At 39.9% G+C, this 14,900-nt stretch carries 16 protein-coding genes; 15 read left to right on the top strand and 1 reads right to left on the bottom strand.

Annotated features, from left to right (window positions below; genetic code table 11):
* From ureC to JNUCC25_RS14855, 5 genes are read left to right on the top strand one after another with little or no spacing between them, the layout of a single operon-like run.
* The gene (gene ureC, locus JNUCC25_RS14875) at positions 1-1,710 is read left to right on the top strand and encodes an urease subunit alpha (protein WP_029322587.1); all 1,710 of its coding nucleotides are present in this window, start codon (positions 1-3) and stop codon (positions 1,708-1,710) included.
* A 10-nt stretch (positions 1,711-1,720) separates the two neighbouring features.
* Positions 1,721-2,167 (top strand): urease accessory protein UreE, encoded by a 447-nt coding sequence (ureE, locus tag JNUCC25_RS14870; protein WP_013057656.1) that lies wholly within the window; start codon positions 1,721-1,723, stop codon positions 2,165-2,167.
* Complete coding sequence (locus tag JNUCC25_RS14865; RefSeq protein ID WP_013057655.1) at positions 2,160-2,846, top strand: urease accessory protein UreF; 687 nt, start codon at positions 2,160-2,162, stop codon at positions 2,844-2,846. Before ureE ends, JNUCC25_RS14865 begins: the two co-directional genes overlap by 8 nt.
* Positions 2,847-2,885: 39 nt before the next feature.
* Positions 2,886-3,500 carry an urease accessory protein UreG gene (gene ureG / locus JNUCC25_RS14860; RefSeq protein ID WP_013057654.1) on the top strand — a complete coding sequence of 205 codons (615 nt, stop codon included), beginning with the start codon at positions 2,886-2,888 and terminating at the stop codon, positions 3,498-3,500.
* Positions 3,497-4,306 (top strand): urease accessory protein UreD, encoded by an 810-nt coding sequence (locus tag JNUCC25_RS14855; RefSeq protein WP_029322584.1) that lies wholly within the window; start codon positions 3,497-3,499, stop codon positions 4,304-4,306. The genes ureG and JNUCC25_RS14855 overlap by 4 nt, the downstream gene beginning before the upstream one ends.
* Positions 4,307-4,563: 257 nt before the next feature.
* On the opposite strand, the gene JNUCC25_RS14850 is transcribed toward JNUCC25_RS14855, so the two are convergent.
* On the bottom strand, positions 4,564-5,202 hold the full coding sequence (locus JNUCC25_RS14850; RefSeq protein ID WP_013057651.1) for a HoxN/HupN/NixA family nickel/cobalt transporter: 639 nt from the start codon (positions 5,200-5,202) through the stop codon (positions 4,564-4,566).
* Positions 5,203-5,474: 272 nt separating this feature from the next.
* On the opposite strand from JNUCC25_RS14850, the gene JNUCC25_RS14845 reads away from it, so the two are divergent.
* The 10 genes from JNUCC25_RS14845 (at position 5,475) to JNUCC25_RS14800 (ending at position 14,890) form a co-directional block, all read left to right on the top strand.
* Positions 5,475-5,936, top strand: coding sequence for a hypothetical protein (locus tag JNUCC25_RS14845; RefSeq protein WP_029322582.1), 462 nt, complete (start codon positions 5,475-5,477; stop codon positions 5,934-5,936).
* Positions 5,937-6,171: 235 nt separating this feature from the next.
* Entirely contained in the window at positions 6,172-6,939 is a 768-nt protein-coding gene (locus tag JNUCC25_RS14840; RefSeq protein ID WP_454222061.1) for a carotenoid biosynthesis protein, read from the top strand.
* On the top strand, positions 6,936-7,649 hold the full coding sequence (locus JNUCC25_RS14835) for a lysophospholipid acyltransferase family protein (protein ID WP_029322579.1): 714 nt from the start codon (positions 6,936-6,938) through the stop codon (positions 7,647-7,649). The genes JNUCC25_RS14840 and JNUCC25_RS14835 overlap by 4 nt, the downstream gene beginning before the upstream one ends.
* Positions 7,613-8,752 carry a glycosyltransferase gene (locus JNUCC25_RS14830; RefSeq protein ID WP_454222060.1) on the top strand — a complete coding sequence of 380 codons (1,140 nt, stop codon included), beginning with the start codon at positions 7,613-7,615 and terminating at the stop codon, positions 8,750-8,752. Before JNUCC25_RS14835 ends, JNUCC25_RS14830 begins: the two co-directional genes overlap by 37 nt.
* Positions 8,749-10,209, top strand: coding sequence for a phytoene desaturase family protein (locus JNUCC25_RS14825; protein WP_280167210.1), 1,461 nt, complete (start codon positions 8,749-8,751; stop codon positions 10,207-10,209). Before JNUCC25_RS14830 ends, JNUCC25_RS14825 begins: the two co-directional genes overlap by 4 nt.
* Positions 10,210-10,350: 141 nt before the next feature.
* The gene (locus JNUCC25_RS14820) at positions 10,351-11,079 is read left to right on the top strand and encodes a hypothetical protein (protein ID WP_454222058.1); all 729 of its coding nucleotides are present in this window, start codon (positions 10,351-10,353) and stop codon (positions 11,077-11,079) included.
* A 157-nt stretch (positions 11,080-11,236) separates the two neighbouring features.
* Entirely contained in the window at positions 11,237-11,980 is a 744-nt protein-coding gene (locus tag JNUCC25_RS14815; protein ID WP_029322571.1) for a sugar phosphate isomerase/epimerase family protein, read from the top strand.
* Positions 11,977-12,936 (top strand): sugar kinase, encoded by a 960-nt coding sequence (locus JNUCC25_RS14810; protein WP_029322569.1) that lies wholly within the window; start codon positions 11,977-11,979, stop codon positions 12,934-12,936. Before JNUCC25_RS14815 ends, JNUCC25_RS14810 begins: the two co-directional genes overlap by 4 nt.
* A gap of 2 nt (positions 12,937-12,938) precedes the next feature.
* A complete protein-coding gene (locus tag JNUCC25_RS14805; RefSeq protein ID WP_029322567.1) occupies positions 12,939-14,219 on the top strand; it encodes an MFS transporter in 1,281 nt (426 codons plus the stop codon).
* A gap of 26 nt (positions 14,220-14,245) precedes the next feature.
* Positions 14,246-14,890: a bifunctional 4-hydroxy-2-oxoglutarate aldolase/2-dehydro-3-deoxy-phosphogluconate aldolase gene (locus JNUCC25_RS14800; protein WP_013057641.1), complete on the top strand. Its 645-nt coding sequence runs from the start codon at positions 14,246-14,248 to the stop codon at positions 14,888-14,890.
* Positions 14,891-14,900 lie beyond the last annotated feature (10 nt).

The following is a 14,900-nucleotide window of genomic DNA, read 5'->3' as shown; positions in this document are numbered from 1 at the left end:
ATGAGTTTTCAAATGTCGCGACGTCAGTATGCAGATATGTTTGGACCAACCGTTGGAGATGCTGTTCGTTTAGCAGACACAGAGCTATTTATTGAAATTGAAAAAGATTTCACAACATATGGAGATGAAGTGAAGTTCGGCGGAGGAAAAGTCATTCGTGACGGAATGGGGCAGCATCCTCTTGCAACACGAAGCGAAGCAGCGGACTTAGTGTTGACAAATGCAATTATTGTTGATTATACAGGCATATATAAAGCAGATATTGGAATAAAAGATGGACTCATTCAAACCATCGGAAAAGCGGGCAATCCCCTGCTGATGGATGAAGTAGACATCATCATTGGTGCGAGTACAGAAGTGATTGCAGCAGAAGGGAAAATTGTAACCGCCGGCGGTATTGATGCACATATTCATTTCATTTGTCCGCAGCAAATTGAAACTGCTCTTGCCTCTGGAGTTACAACAATGATTGGAGGAGGAACGGGACCGGCTACAGGAACAAAAGCTACAACTTGTACACCCGGAGCGTGGCATATTGAACGAATGCTTGAAGCCGCTGAAGCATTCCCAATGAATATTGGCTTTTTAGGAAAAGGGAATGCAAGTGCTAAAGAGCCTTTAATTGAGCAAATTGAAGCAGGAGCGATTGGACTAAAGCTTCATGAAGACTGGGGAACCACGGCATCTGCCATTGACACAAGCTTACAGGTAGCAGACGAGTACGATGTTCAAATTGCGATTCATACAGATACTTTAAATGAAGGCGGCTTTGTCGAAGATACGATTGCAGCGATTGGCGATCGAGTCATTCATACCTATCATACTGAAGGAGCTGGAGGCGGACATGCACCTGATATTATGGAAATGGCAAGCTTTCCAAACGTGCTTCCATCATCAACTAATCCAACAAGACCCTATACTGTCAACACGCTTGAAGAACATTTAGATATGCTCATGGTATGTCACCATCTTGATCCCTCTGTACCAGAAGACATCGCTTTTGCTGATTCTCGCATTCGCAAAGAAACGATTGCAGCTGAAGATATTTTACACGATTTAGGTGTATTCAGTATGATTTCTTCAGATTCCCAAGCAATGGGACGTGTAGGAGAAGTGATTACAAGAACGTGGCAAACAGCTGACAAAATGAAAAAGCAGCGAGGGAAACTTGATGGTGACAGCGAAGCTGGCGATAACGCACGTGTCAAACGCTATGTAGCTAAATATACGATTAATCCAGCTATTGCTCATGGAATTTCCGAATACGTAGGATCAGTAGAAACAGGGAAAATGGCTGACTTAGTCCTATGGGAGCCAGCGTTTTTTGGAATAAAGCCTGACTTGATTGTAAAAGGCGGTTTGATTGCACACAGCTTAATGGGAGATCCTAACGCTTCAATCCCAACTCCACAGCCGGTTTTATACCGTCCGATGTTTGCTTCTTATGGAAAAGCAAGAGCTAAAACGTCTTTTACGTTTGTGTCAAGAGCAGCGTACGAGAACAAAGTGGGCGAGAAACTGGGGTTGCAAAAGCTGCTTAAACCGGTCAAAAATATTCGTCAATTAAAAAAAACAGATATGAAGTTAAACGGGGAAATGCCTAAAATTGAAGTTGATCCCCAAACCTACGAAGTCAAAGTAGATGGACAAATGATTACATGTGAAGCAGCAGAAGTTGTGCCTATGGCGCAGCGATACTTTTTATTTTGAGGTGAAAGAAATGGTAATCGAAAAAATTATCGGAAATATGGCAACATTAGAAAAAAGGGCTCCACATATAGAAAAGGTATATATCGAAAGTGATCACTTAGTAAAACGAGTTCAGCGCGTTGTAACAGATCACGGTAAGGAACTAGGAATTCGTCTAAAAGAAAATCGCGAGCTCACTGATGGCGACGTGCTGTTTATGGATGAAAGCAATATGATTGTTGTGCAGGTGCTGGCAGACGATATTTTGACGATTCAGCCGATTGATATTCAGCAAATGGGAGAAATTGCTCATCAGCTTGGCAACCGCCATTTGCCGGCACAGTTTGAAGGTGGAGACATGCTCGTACAGTACGATTATTTAGTCGAAGAATTGCTCCGGCAGCTTGATATTCCCTATAAGCGCGAAAAAAGAAAAGTAAAACAAGCTTTTAAGCATATCGGACACAGTCATGACTAATTCATTGCTTTCGCTGATTCAACTATGTGATTCAAATTTTCCATCCGGTGCATTTTCACATTCGTTTGGCTTTGAAACGTATATTCAGCGAAACCAAATTTACAACACAGAAACCTTTCAAGAAGCGCTTCGTACATACCTTGATGTTCAGCTCACGTATACGGACGGCTTAGCATGCAGACTGGCTTATGAGTATGCGGCTCATGACCAGTTTAACGAAATTATGAGAGTGGATCATGAATTATACGCTCTTGCTTTGTCAAAAGAAACAAGAGAAGGGACAAGACGCGTGGGCCAGCGCATGTTAAAACTTTGCTTAGAGTTATTTCAAGGCTCTTATTTAGAAAAGTATATGAGTGAGGTAAAAGCAAAGAAGGCGTATGGACATCCTGCTGTTGTATTTGCGTTAGCCAGCCTGCAGTTAAATATCACAAAAGAAGACGCAATTTTAAGTCACTTGTACGCTAGCATTTCTTCGTTAATCCAAAATGCTGTTCGCGGCATACCGATCGGTCAAACGGATGGACAAAAAACGCTCGTTCTTTTTCAGCCGCTGCTGCAGCACGCACTTCAGCATATTTTACAAGCAGATCAAGAGGAATTTGGTGCCGTGACACCAGGGTTAGAAATCGCTCAAATGCAGCATGAACAATTGCATGTCCGATTGTTCATGTCATAAAAAAGGAGGGAAGGCCTTCTAACGATGAAGGCGTAAAAAATGAATGCAATTAAAATTGGAATTGGTGGACCTGTTGGTGCAGGGAAAACAATGTTAGTAGAACGATTAACGCGTGCACTAGAAGGACAGCTAAGCATGGCGGTCGTTACAAACGATATTTACACAAAAGAAGACGCGCAATTTCTAGTAAAAAACAGTATTTTACCGGAAAATCGCATCGTAGGAGTAGAAACAGGAGGATGTCCTCATACGGCCATTCGAGAAGATGCATCTATGAACTTTGCTGCGATCGATGAGTTAGTGGAACGTCACCCGGATGTTGAACTTATTTTTGTAGAAAGCGGAGGAGATAATTTAGCCGCAACGTTTAGCCCAGAGCTCGTTGATTTTTCGATTTATATCATCGACGTAGCACAAGGGGAAAAAATCCCGCGTAAAGGCGGTCAAGGAATGATTAAATCTGATTTATTCATTATCAACAAAACAGATTTAGCCCCGTATGTAGGAGCCAGTTTAGAAGTAATGGAAAAAGATACAATCCAAGCGAGAGGGCACAAGCCTTTTGTTTTCACCAATTTAAAAGAAGATAAAGGGCTCGACCAAGTGATAGAATGGATTAAAAAAGAGGCCTTTTTAATCGGCCTTGAATCATGAGCTACACGGGTTATTTAGAGCTTCGAGCAGAAAGAAACAGTGAGCGAACCGTTATTAAAGATACGTACCATTACGGGGCTTTCAAAGTTGCCAGACCTATTTACATGACTCCTGAATCCCCTTTTGTCTATATGCTTCACGTAGGCGGAGGATACGTAAGCGGAGACAAGTATAAAACGATGATAACGGTAGAGAAAAATGCCCAGCTGACGGCTACTACTCAATCTGCGACAAAGGTGTACAAAACACCGAACGAAGCTGTTTTACAAGAAACGTGTATAACTCTTGAAGAACAAGCCATCATGGAATATATACCAGACCCGCTTATTTTGTATGAAAATGCTGCATTTGTTCAAGAAATAACGGTTTATATGGCACAAAACGCTGCTTTGTTTATGTGTGACAGCATAACTCCGGGGTGGTCGCCGGATGGGCAGCTGTTTCAATATACCTCTATGCGTTCCAAGCTTAAACTGTATGTAAACGAGCAGCTGAAGGTATACGATCACTTATACTTGAAGCCAGAAAGCCATTTGCGCGGCATGATGAAAATGGAAGGGTATACTCATTTTGGATCGATTATCATTGTTCATCCAAACGCCGACGATGCATTTATAGCGAAAGTACATCAGCTGTGCGAAGAGGCAGGCTGTAAAGTAGGAGCTTCCGCACTTCCGATCCCCGGATGTGCTATTCGAATATTAGCTGCTAGTACACAAGAAGTTGAAGACATAATCGCTAAAGTATACGGATTCTTCCGACAGCATTTACTAAAAGCTGAAGTATCACTTTTGCGTAAGTATTAAAGAGGCTGGGACAAAAAATATGTGAGTTGAAAGAAGATCCGAACGAGCTGGATTCTTAGTGGAGAATCAAATTCGTTCGGATTTTTTTATTGGTAGGGTGAACGTAGGTTCCCTGTATTTAGCTCCTTCTAGCCGTTGATTAGAGGACAAAGCGACGTCTTGCACAGAAATCAACTGCTGTGGAACAGGCAGTCCAGATCATTTATCCTACTTGTTCATCTTTAGATGGAATTGTTTTCGTTATGTCTCATTCACTTTTAGAACCACAGGCTAAACAAGCCGTTGCTTACACCTAAATTATACATATAATAAAGGCCAAATATAATGCTGACAGCGCCTGTTACCTGCATCAAGCAGCGGTTTAACGTCACTTGTTTTTTAGTTGTAACGAATGGAATCCCAATAACCGTTGTAAATAACAGCATGCCAAGACAAGTGCCGATTCCAAAAATGATAATGTACAGAGCACCTTGCCATACGTGAGTAACGGTGCTCATCGTTAATACAACCATCGCTGCGCTTCCGGCCAGTCCATGAACAAAGCCAATGCCCAATGACTTTAAGTAAGACGTTTTTTCGTGATGCGTATGTACTTGTTTTTTGTAAGACAGAAAAGATGTAAAACCGAGGTAAACGAGCATAATGCCTACTAAAAATTCAAGTGACATGCTCATACGTTCAGAAATACTGCTTTTTAACACCATTAAAATCATGCCAAAAATAAACAGCGTAAGCGTATGACCAATCCCCCAGTATACTCCTGCAAGCGAAGAGCGCCACAGCTTTTTACTTTTTGAAGCAATGGTTGATACAGCGATAATATGATCTGGTTCTAGAGCATGCTTGATTCCTAAAAAAAACCCTAGTATTAAAATTGAAAAAAAACTTGTTTCCATGTCAGCTTTCTCATCCTTTCGTACGTATAAAACTAGTATATCGTACGTTTTTGTTTTAATAAACAGAAAATTCTAAACGAAAATGTCTGGTCGAATAGCTAAACTATTTATCAATTTACAATAAGTTACAAATATTAAAGGAGATGTAGTATAAAAATTTTACATTTACAAAAACTATGAGTAAATTATTGTGAGGTTGATAACTATGGACAAAATTTCTACTGATATCATGCTGTGGAGTTCTTTTATACGTCAAAATGTTAGGACAGAACGTGACTAGACTAGAAGCTCTTTTATGGAGCATTGCGTTGCCGGGCTTTGGACAATTACTAAACAAAAAACATATAAAAGGAATTTTGTTTATTGTACTTGAATTTCTCATTAATATGGGCGCAAATTTTAATGAAGGTATTCGCTTAAGCTTTTTAGGAGAAACAAGGCAGTCCCTAGAGGTAATGAACATGCAGTGGTTAATGTTTTATCCATGTTTGTATTTTTTTGCAATTTGGGATGCTGTTAAAGAAGCAGAAACCGGCGCATCGAGATTTACATTTATTCCTTTTGTCTCCTGTGCTTATTTTGTTACAGTAGGCATTATGTATTCCTCAGTAACAACCATCAACGGTGTTTTTATAGGACCAATTTGGCTTCCTATGCTGTCTGTTATACCCGGACTTGTTGTCGGGCTCATTGTCAAAAAGCTATTAGAAGTGTATATACATAAGAAAAAATAAACGTCATTACAATCTATACATCCGTAGATTTTAATGGACGTTTATTTTATTTTTGTTTATAAATAAGTAATAAAGTCTCTTATTTAGGGAACGTACTAACAGCGGCTGTTTTTACATAATTTTAAGAGAGCGCGGACTACTCATAAAAAAGAGCACATTGAAAATGGAGAGAATGTGTACAAGCTTATATAATAGCACTTTGACAAAAAGAAGCTGGAGAGAAGGTGGATAGAGGATGATCACAAATGGTATTTATCGTTTTTTTCTTATCTGGTACGTATGCGGAGTCGTCTTGCTTTCCTTCGATTTGCTGCCTTCATGGTTAGAATGGGCAAACGCGGTCTTTTTACACTTGAGCAGTCTTCTTGCTCTTATTTATCTAGCTAAAGCTTATGGAGTAAGGCGGGCACTGCTCATTGCGATATTTGTGACAGGCGCATCTATTTATATCGAAAGTCTAGGTGTTAAGTATGGATTTTTATTTGGATCCTACGATTATGAAAAAGATTTTGGCGCCAAAATCTTAGGGGTTCCTCTGACCATTGGTTCGGCTTGGTTTATGGTTGTGATCACAAGCAGAATATTAGCTCTGGGAATTATGAAACGTATGGAACTGCCGTTTATTGTACATGGAATTGCCTATGCAGTCATTAGTTCGCTTTTTGCTGTTATTATGGATTTGGCTATTGATCCTGTTGCCTATGTTGTTAAACAATATTGGGCGTGGGAAGGGGACAGCTTTTATTATAATATTCCTTTATCAAATTTCTCCGGCTGGTTTTTATTGTCTTTCTTCATTCAGCTGGTCGTATATTTCTTTTTAGCTAAGTCTCCTAAAGAGGAAAATCCGGTGTGGGAAAAAAGAATGGTATTTTTGTATAGTGCAGTTGTCATGATGTTTGTGATTGTAGCGTTAGCGAATGGCCTATGGCTTGTCGTATGGCTGACGATGATTCCTTTTCTTATTCTTTATATTGTGTATAAAAAGGAGACTCGCTTATGATTTACCCGAAGAAAAACTCAATATTTGAGCGATTTTTTCAACTGTTTGTCACATATCAGCTTAAAAAGCAATTTTATCGTATTCATTTACATATAGAAGGGCTCCCAAAAGATAAAAAAATTTTATTAATTGCTAATCATTCCAGCTGGTGGGACGGTTTAGTGACATTTTATTTAAATAACGCGGTATTAAAAACAGATCTATACGCTATGATGTCCGAACAAGGAATGAAGGATTTTCCTTTTTTTCAACGAATCGGAGCTTTTTCAGTAAATGCAGCGTCTCCGAAGCATACGGTGGAATCGTTAAGGTTTGCCAGTAAGCTGTTAGAAGAGAAAAAAACGGTGCTTATTTTTCCCCAAGGAAAAGAAGAGCATCTTGAAAAAAGACCGTTAACTTTTTCTGAAGGACCTGCTTTTCTTCTAAAGAAGCATTCTGACGTTGAAGTTATTCCCATTACGTATTATTATACGTTTCGCCATGATCAGCGACCGGAGCTTTTTATCTGGGTAGGGCAAGCTGTTTTTTACGACTCATCTAAGGCAAGAGAAGAGATAACCAACACGCTAGGCGGTGCAGTCACTGCTCAGCTCGATTATCAAAAACAGAAAATAATTCAAGAAAACGATGAGGAATTTACGGTTTTATTAAAAGGAAAAAAGACGCTTAGTGAATGGTTAACGTGGTGGAAAGCGAAGGTGAAAGAATGATTTACTATATGCTTTTATTTATTTTTATGCTGCTTCTAACCATTGTAAATATTAAAGCAATGCCTAAATTAAAAAGATACGAGCCAGATTCCAAAACACCTCAGCCTCTTATTTCTATTTTGATTCCAATGCGAAATGAAGAACGAAATGTAAAGCGAATCATTTCCTCTATTAAAGGATTAACGTACAGCAATCTAGAATGTGTCATACTAGACGATCAGTCCACAGATCAAACACGAACACAGCTGTTGAAAGAAATTCACGGGGATCCGAGGTTTACCATCATAGAAGGAAAAGAGCTGAGAGAGGGCTGGGTCGGAAAAGTTCATGCCTGTCACCAGCTGTCGCAAGCTGCAAATGGAGACTATTTATTGTTTGTAGATGCAGATGTAGCACTAAAAGAACGTACACTGGAACATACTTTGGCCACAGCACAAGCGACAAAAGCCGCTCTTTTAACAGGTTTCCCTCGTTTTCCCGTAAAAACGTGGTTAGAAGCATTGGTTGTTCCGCTTCAGCATGTGGTTGTTTTTAGTTATTTACCGGTTGTCGTAGCTAATCGTAATAAGATGAGCAAAGCTTCAGCGGCTCACGGTGCTTTTATGTTTATAAAAAAAGAAACATACGAGGCCGTAGGAGGACATGAAGCCGTCAAATCTTCACTAGTAGAAGATGTCCACCTAGCCCAGCTTTTTAAGCAAAAGAAACACCGCGTCATTTTAGCTAATATTACCTCTCATGTTAGCTGTTATATGTATGAAACAACAGAAGAAGTATGGAACGGTTTTGCTAAAAACATCTTTGTAGGTCTGGGCCGCTCCGCTAAAGCAGTTTGGGTACTAAGCGTTTTTTTTGCCTGTTACTATGTGCTGCCGCTTCCTTTTTTTATAGCAGGAATATTCACAGGCAACATGCTTTGGATTCTGCCTTTTTGCATTATGCTTTTTCAGCGGTTTTTAATTGACCGGTCGGCTCAGCAAAAAGGGCTTTTGTTTTGTACGATGCCCGCGTCGGCAATTGTGCTGATGCTGCTGATGAATCATTCCATGAAGCGTGAACGAAAAAGGCAGGGATATGAATGGAAAGGAAGGCATTATCAATGAAAAAAGTACTAATAGTTGGGGCAGGGTTAGGCGGATTAGCTGCAGGAGTTCTTCTTCAAACAAAGGGGTTCGATGTCACAATTGTGGAAAAAAACGAGCATGTAGGCGGAAAAATGATGCCTGTGCAGCTAGGAGAATATTCTTTTGATTTTGGGCCTAATACCATTACAATGCCCGAAGTTTTTCAGTGGTTATTTGAGCAAGCGGGTGAACGCCCAGAAGACTATATGCCTCTTGTCAAACTAACGCATCATACGAATAATTTCTTCACCGACGGCTCCCAATTTTCCATGTCTATAGATGAAAGAAAGATGATTCAGCAGCTTGAACGTCTCGATCCCTTTGCTGCGGAGCAATACCCTGCCTATTTAAAAGAAGTAAAAAGAATATACGACATTGCAAAAAGCCAATTTTTCTACCGGACATTTTCATCGTGGAAAGATTACACAAACCCTTCTTTATTAAAAGCATTGCTGCAAGTAAGGCCGTTTGAAACAGTAGATACGTTTCATCAGCGTTTTTTTCGAAACGAAAACATTCGAAATGCATTTAATCGATATGCAACCTATATCGGATCTTCACCTTATACATCACCCGCTACGTTTTCACTGATTGGACATTTAGAAATGAATGATGGGGTGTACTATGTAAAAGGAGGAAATCCTAGAATTGCAAAAGGGCTGGGACATGTATTCCAAAAAGCTGGAGGAAAGCTGTATACAAACTGCAGCGTTACTGAAATAATCGTAAAAAATAAACGGGCTGTCGGAGTGGAAGTAAATGGAGAAGAAAAGATAGACGCGGATGTCGTTATTGTGAACGGGGACTTGCTAAAAGCCTATCCGGCACTTGTAAAAGAACAGGATAGACCTCATTTTAAAAACAAAAAAGCAGCTGAATTCGAGCCTTCCATATCAGCTTATGTGATCATGGCAGCTGTTAAGAAGCGTTTTTCTCAGCTGATTCATCATCAAGTGTATTTTTCTCAGGATTATAAACAGGAATTCTATGAGCTATTTCAGCAAAAAACGCTTCCAACCGATCCCACCATCTACATTTGTAATTCTTCATATACCGATAACACGGTAGCTCCGGGTGATAATTTATTTATTTTAGTGAATGCTCCTGCTGTGAAAGAAGAGAATCAAGAAGAAATGAAAGCTTACAGAGAAGTTGTCTATCGCAAGCTTTCTCAGTTTGGTTTAGATATCGAGCCTTCGCTTGTACATGAACGAATTGTTACTCCATATGAAATTGAACAAACGTTTGGCGCATTTAAAGGTGCTTTGTACGGCGTGAGTTCAAACCGGAAAATGGATAGTTTTCTTCGCCCAAGCAACGTCTCAAAAGATGTTAAAAACTTATATTTTGTAGGAGGAACGACTCACCCTGGAGGAGGGTCTCCTATGGTCACGATTAGCGGCATCAATGTAGCTATGCTTATTTCATCTTCCTAATTGATAAATCAGGATTGTCAAAAAGTTTAGTTTTTTGGTACTATAAGAAAGTGCAGAGGCTGTTAACCTACTGTTCTTACGGATGGAAAAAATGAAAAAACATGTTACATAACGAAGTTGAAAAGGTGATTACATAACTATATGATTGTATTTACGTGTCTTATTATTATCATAAGCATTATCCGTCCGCACTTGGAAAGCGTGACTGTTAAGCGACTTGCTTCAGAAGGCAAAAAAGTTCGCTACTACAAAGAACAGTTCTTTTTTTATGTGCTAATTTTACTATTTTATATTGCGGTGATGGTATACCATAGGGTTCCAATTTCTATGTTAGGATTACAGGGAGTATATCTCGATACGATTCATCGCACGGCTCCGTATCCAGCGTGGATTGAATATTTGCTGCTTTTAATCTTTGCAGGCTTTATCATTCTTTCCATTATGCTTCAATGGATGAAAGATCATGGAGAAACGGTTTTTGTGGAACAGGAAATGCCCACGTCAATTGAGGCAACCGTTCCTAAAACGGAAAGAGAGCAAAAGTGGTGGCTAGCATACAGCGGTATTTCCAGCTTCGTAGAAAGCACCGTCTATTTTCCTAGCTTTTATTTATATAGTCACTATATATTAGCCATTGAAAACACATGGGTATTGGCCGTCTTAATTGGTATTGGTTATTTCCTATCACAGCTAGCTTTCCAGCGTGACCGTTTAAGTGTCCAGACGCTGTTAGTTGGTATCGGGCTAGGCGCTTTATTTATCATGACGAAGTCAGTTGTCATCATGGTCTTGTACTATGGCTTTAGCTTTTTGATTTATGATATTTACCAGCAAGATCGCAATCTAGTAAAAAGCACAGATGGTCACTAAGAAACAACACGGCATAAAGCTGTGTTGTTTCTTTTTTTTATAATTTATAAAAAAAGCTTGAAAAGCGCTTTCAATAGTCTTATAATTTAGATAAATCGATTTACTAAACCGGTTTAGTAAGTGGTTAGTTAGCATAATAAGAAAGGTAGGTCGATTTATGAATAGTATCATTATCCCGTTAAATGCATTTGAAACAACAGGCTTTCAGCACACCATGATTGGGAAAATACATGAGCAGCAAGTACATGGAGTGGAAATTCGAAGAGAGTTAATGAAAAAAGTAGATCAAGAGATTGAGCTTATTGCCGAAGAATTAAAAAAATATCCGCTTTTTACAGTATATTCGGCTCCAATTGAACTGTGGAGAGAAAATGGAGAGTTAAACACACAAGAATTAAAAGCTATTCTTGAAGAAGCCGTATTACTTGGCGCTCAGTGGGTAAAAGTTTCTCTTGGTTTTTATCAGCCCCAATCGCCTATAGCAGATTTACAGCAGCTATTAGAAGCATTTCCAGCTTTACGTCTATTTGTAGAAAACGATCAAACCAGTCACGGAGGCAACATAGCATCTCTGCACGCATTTTTTGATAACGCTTACGAAGTTCCTGTTTCCATGACGTTTGATATTGGTAATTGGCTTTATGTACATGAACAACCCCAGGAAGCAATCAAAAAGCTAAGGTCATTTGTGGGCTATATTCATATTAAACACGTAATAAAAAACAGCGGAAAGCTAGTGACCACCGCTATATCAAACGGTTCAAATGAAATGTGGAAAGATATTTTGAAAGGGTTTTCTCATTCTACTTTTAAAGCTTTAGAGTTTCCAATCGATGAACCAGAACAAGTTCCAGGCTTCATTTCATTGGTGCAAGCAGCAGAACAGGAGGAAGTGCAATGAATTCATTAGACGTTATTACCTTCGGAGAAGCAATGGCGATGTTCATGGCAGAACAGCCGGGACCGCTGCATGAGATTAAGCGTTATACGAAAGAACTAGCCGGAGCAGAAACAAATGTAGCAATTGGTCTCGCTCGTCTCGGTCTGCGCGCAGGCTGGGTGAGCAAAGTCGGCAACGATCCTTTCGGTACGTTTATTATGAAACGGCTACAAGAGGAGTCAGTCAACACCGATTGTGTACTAGTAGATAGCGAGCATGCAACAGGCTTTCAAATTAAATCAAAAGTGGAAGTGGGAGATCCGGAAGTTTGTTACTTCCGAAAAAATTCAGCAGCCAGTCACTTGCACTCCAGCGATTTTAATCAAAACTATTTTTTAGCGGCAAAACATATGCATATGACAGGCATACCGCTTGCTGTGTCAGCAAGTATGCGCGATTTTGCTCTACATGCACTTACATCGATGAAAGCAGCTGGAAGAACGGTTTCCTTTGATCCAAACCTTAGACCCACTCTTTGGGCATCGAAAGAAGAAATGATTATTACAATCAATGAAGCTGCTAAACAAGCAAACTACGTTCTGCCGGGTATTGAAGAAGGAAAAATCTTAACCGGCTACGAAAATCCAGAAGACATTGCTTCTTACTATTTAGATGCAGGCGTAGAGCTTGTCGTTATTAAACTAGGTGAACAAGGAGCCTTTTTTAAGACGGCTAAAGAGCAAGGAATGGTTGAAGGAATAAAAGTGAAACAAATAGTGGATACAGTCGGAGCAGGAGACGGTTTTGCAGTAGGACTGTTAAGCGGACTTCTTCAAAATGATTCTCTTACTCAGTCTGTAAGGAGAGCAAATGCTATTGGGTCATTAGCTGTACAAAGCCCTGGAGATAACGACGGATATCCAACTGAACAGCAGTTGCAAAGATATATGGAATCCCAAAAACAAGGAGTGAAGTGATAATGAAACAGCAGCTAGCAAAAAAAAGATGGCTTCGGTTAATTCCTATCGTATTTATTACGTATAGCCTTGCATATTTAGACCGTGCAAACTACGGGTTTGGAGCAGCAGCAGGGCTGGCGGAAGATCTTCATATTACACCAGGTATTTCGTCTTTATTAGGATCGCTCTTTTTCTTAGGTTATTTCTTCTTTCAAATTCCAGGCGCTCACTATGCTGAAAATAAAAGCGCCAAAAAGCTGATTTTTTGGTCTCTGATTTTATGGGGAGCACTTGCTACAGCTACAGGTATGGTAAGCCACGTTGGATTTTTGTTTGTTATTCGGTTTGCTTTAGGCGTAGTTGAAAGTGCCGTTATGCCTGCTATGCTCGTATTTTTAAGCCACTGGTTTACAAAAGCAGAGCGTTCTCGAGCCAACACATTCCTAATTTTAGGAAACCCTGCAACCGTCCTTTGGATGTCGATTGTTTCTGGATATTTGCTAGAATCGTTTGGCTGGAGATGGATGTTTATTTTAGAAGGTTTTCCAGCTGTTATTTGGGCGTTTTTATGGTGGAAACTAGTAAACGACGAGCCAAAAGATGCAGGCTGGCTGTCGAAAAAAGAAAAAACAGATTTGCATGAAGCATTACAAAAAGAACAAGAAGGAATTAAACCTGTTAAAGGCTATAAAGAGGCTTTCAAAAATCGTACTGTCATTTTATTAAGCATTCAATATGCTTTATGGAGTATCGGCGTCTACGGATTTGTTATGTGGCTTCCTTCTATTATTAAAGCAGCGCCTAACATGAGTATAGTAAAGACCGGTTGGTTAGCGTCCGTTCCTTACGTATTAGCAGTCGTATTAATGTTAACGGTTTCATATTTATCAGATAAGTTTTTAAAACGAAGCGCATTTGTATGGCCGTTCTTATTGGTAGGAGCGCTTGCCTTTTACGGATCATACTTAGTTGGCACAAGCAACTTCTGGCTTTCTTTTACTTTACTCGTTATCGCCGGAGGGACAATGTACGCTCCGTACGGACCGTTCTTTGCAATTATCCCTGAAATTTTACCGCGTAATGTTGCCGGAGGAGCGATGGCTTTAATTAATAGCATGGGCGCACTTGGCTCATTTGCGGGTTCTTATATCGTAGGGTTTTTGAATGGATCAACAGGAGGATTTGGCGCTTCCTATATCTTTATGGCGGGATCATTATTCCTTGCTGCCATTCTAACTATTGTCGCAACGAAAAAGCCAAGAGAAGTTCAAAGTGTAAAGCCAGTTGAAACAACAGCTTAATGCAACGATAGAAAAGGAGAATTCAAATGCATATTGAGAAAATTACAAGTAGCGGTATTGTAGCGGTCATTCGAGGAGCAAGTGCTGAGCGAATTATTCCGCTTGCCTACGCGTTAAAAGAAGGCGGAGTAACAAACCTAGAAATTACAATGGAAAACCCTGCTGCCGTAGAGGTTATTAAAGAGTTAAAAAATGAATTTGACGACTCGATGTTTATTGGAGCAGGAACTGTTCTAGACGAAGAAACAGCACGAATTGCTATTATGGCAGGAGCGTCATTTATTTTTTCTCCTACGGTTAATGAACGAACAATTAAAACGGCTAAAAGATACGGAGTCATTAGCGTTCCGGGCGCTTTTACACCCACTGAAATTTTAACAGCCTATGAATGCGGTGCAGATATGATTAAAGTCTTCCCGGCAAGCGTAGTGGGCCCCGCTTATTTTAAAAATATAGCAGGACCGCTTCCTCATATTCCATTAATGCCAACGGGCGGCGTTACGGCTGAAAATGCAGGAGCTTATATTAAAGCTGGAGCAGCTGCTATTGGGGCAGGAAGCACATTAGTGGATGGAAAGCAGCTTCCAACTCCTGAATACTTACTTCAAGTAACAAAGGAAGCGAAGCGTTTTACTCATGAAATTCAAGAAGCTAGGCTTGCGTACGTTTAATAAATAAAGC

This window comes from Priestia sp. JNUCC 25, from assembly GCF_053667915.1.
The sequence above is the reverse complement of the archived record's forward strand: the minus strand, read 5'-3'. Positions and strand labels throughout refer to the sequence as shown.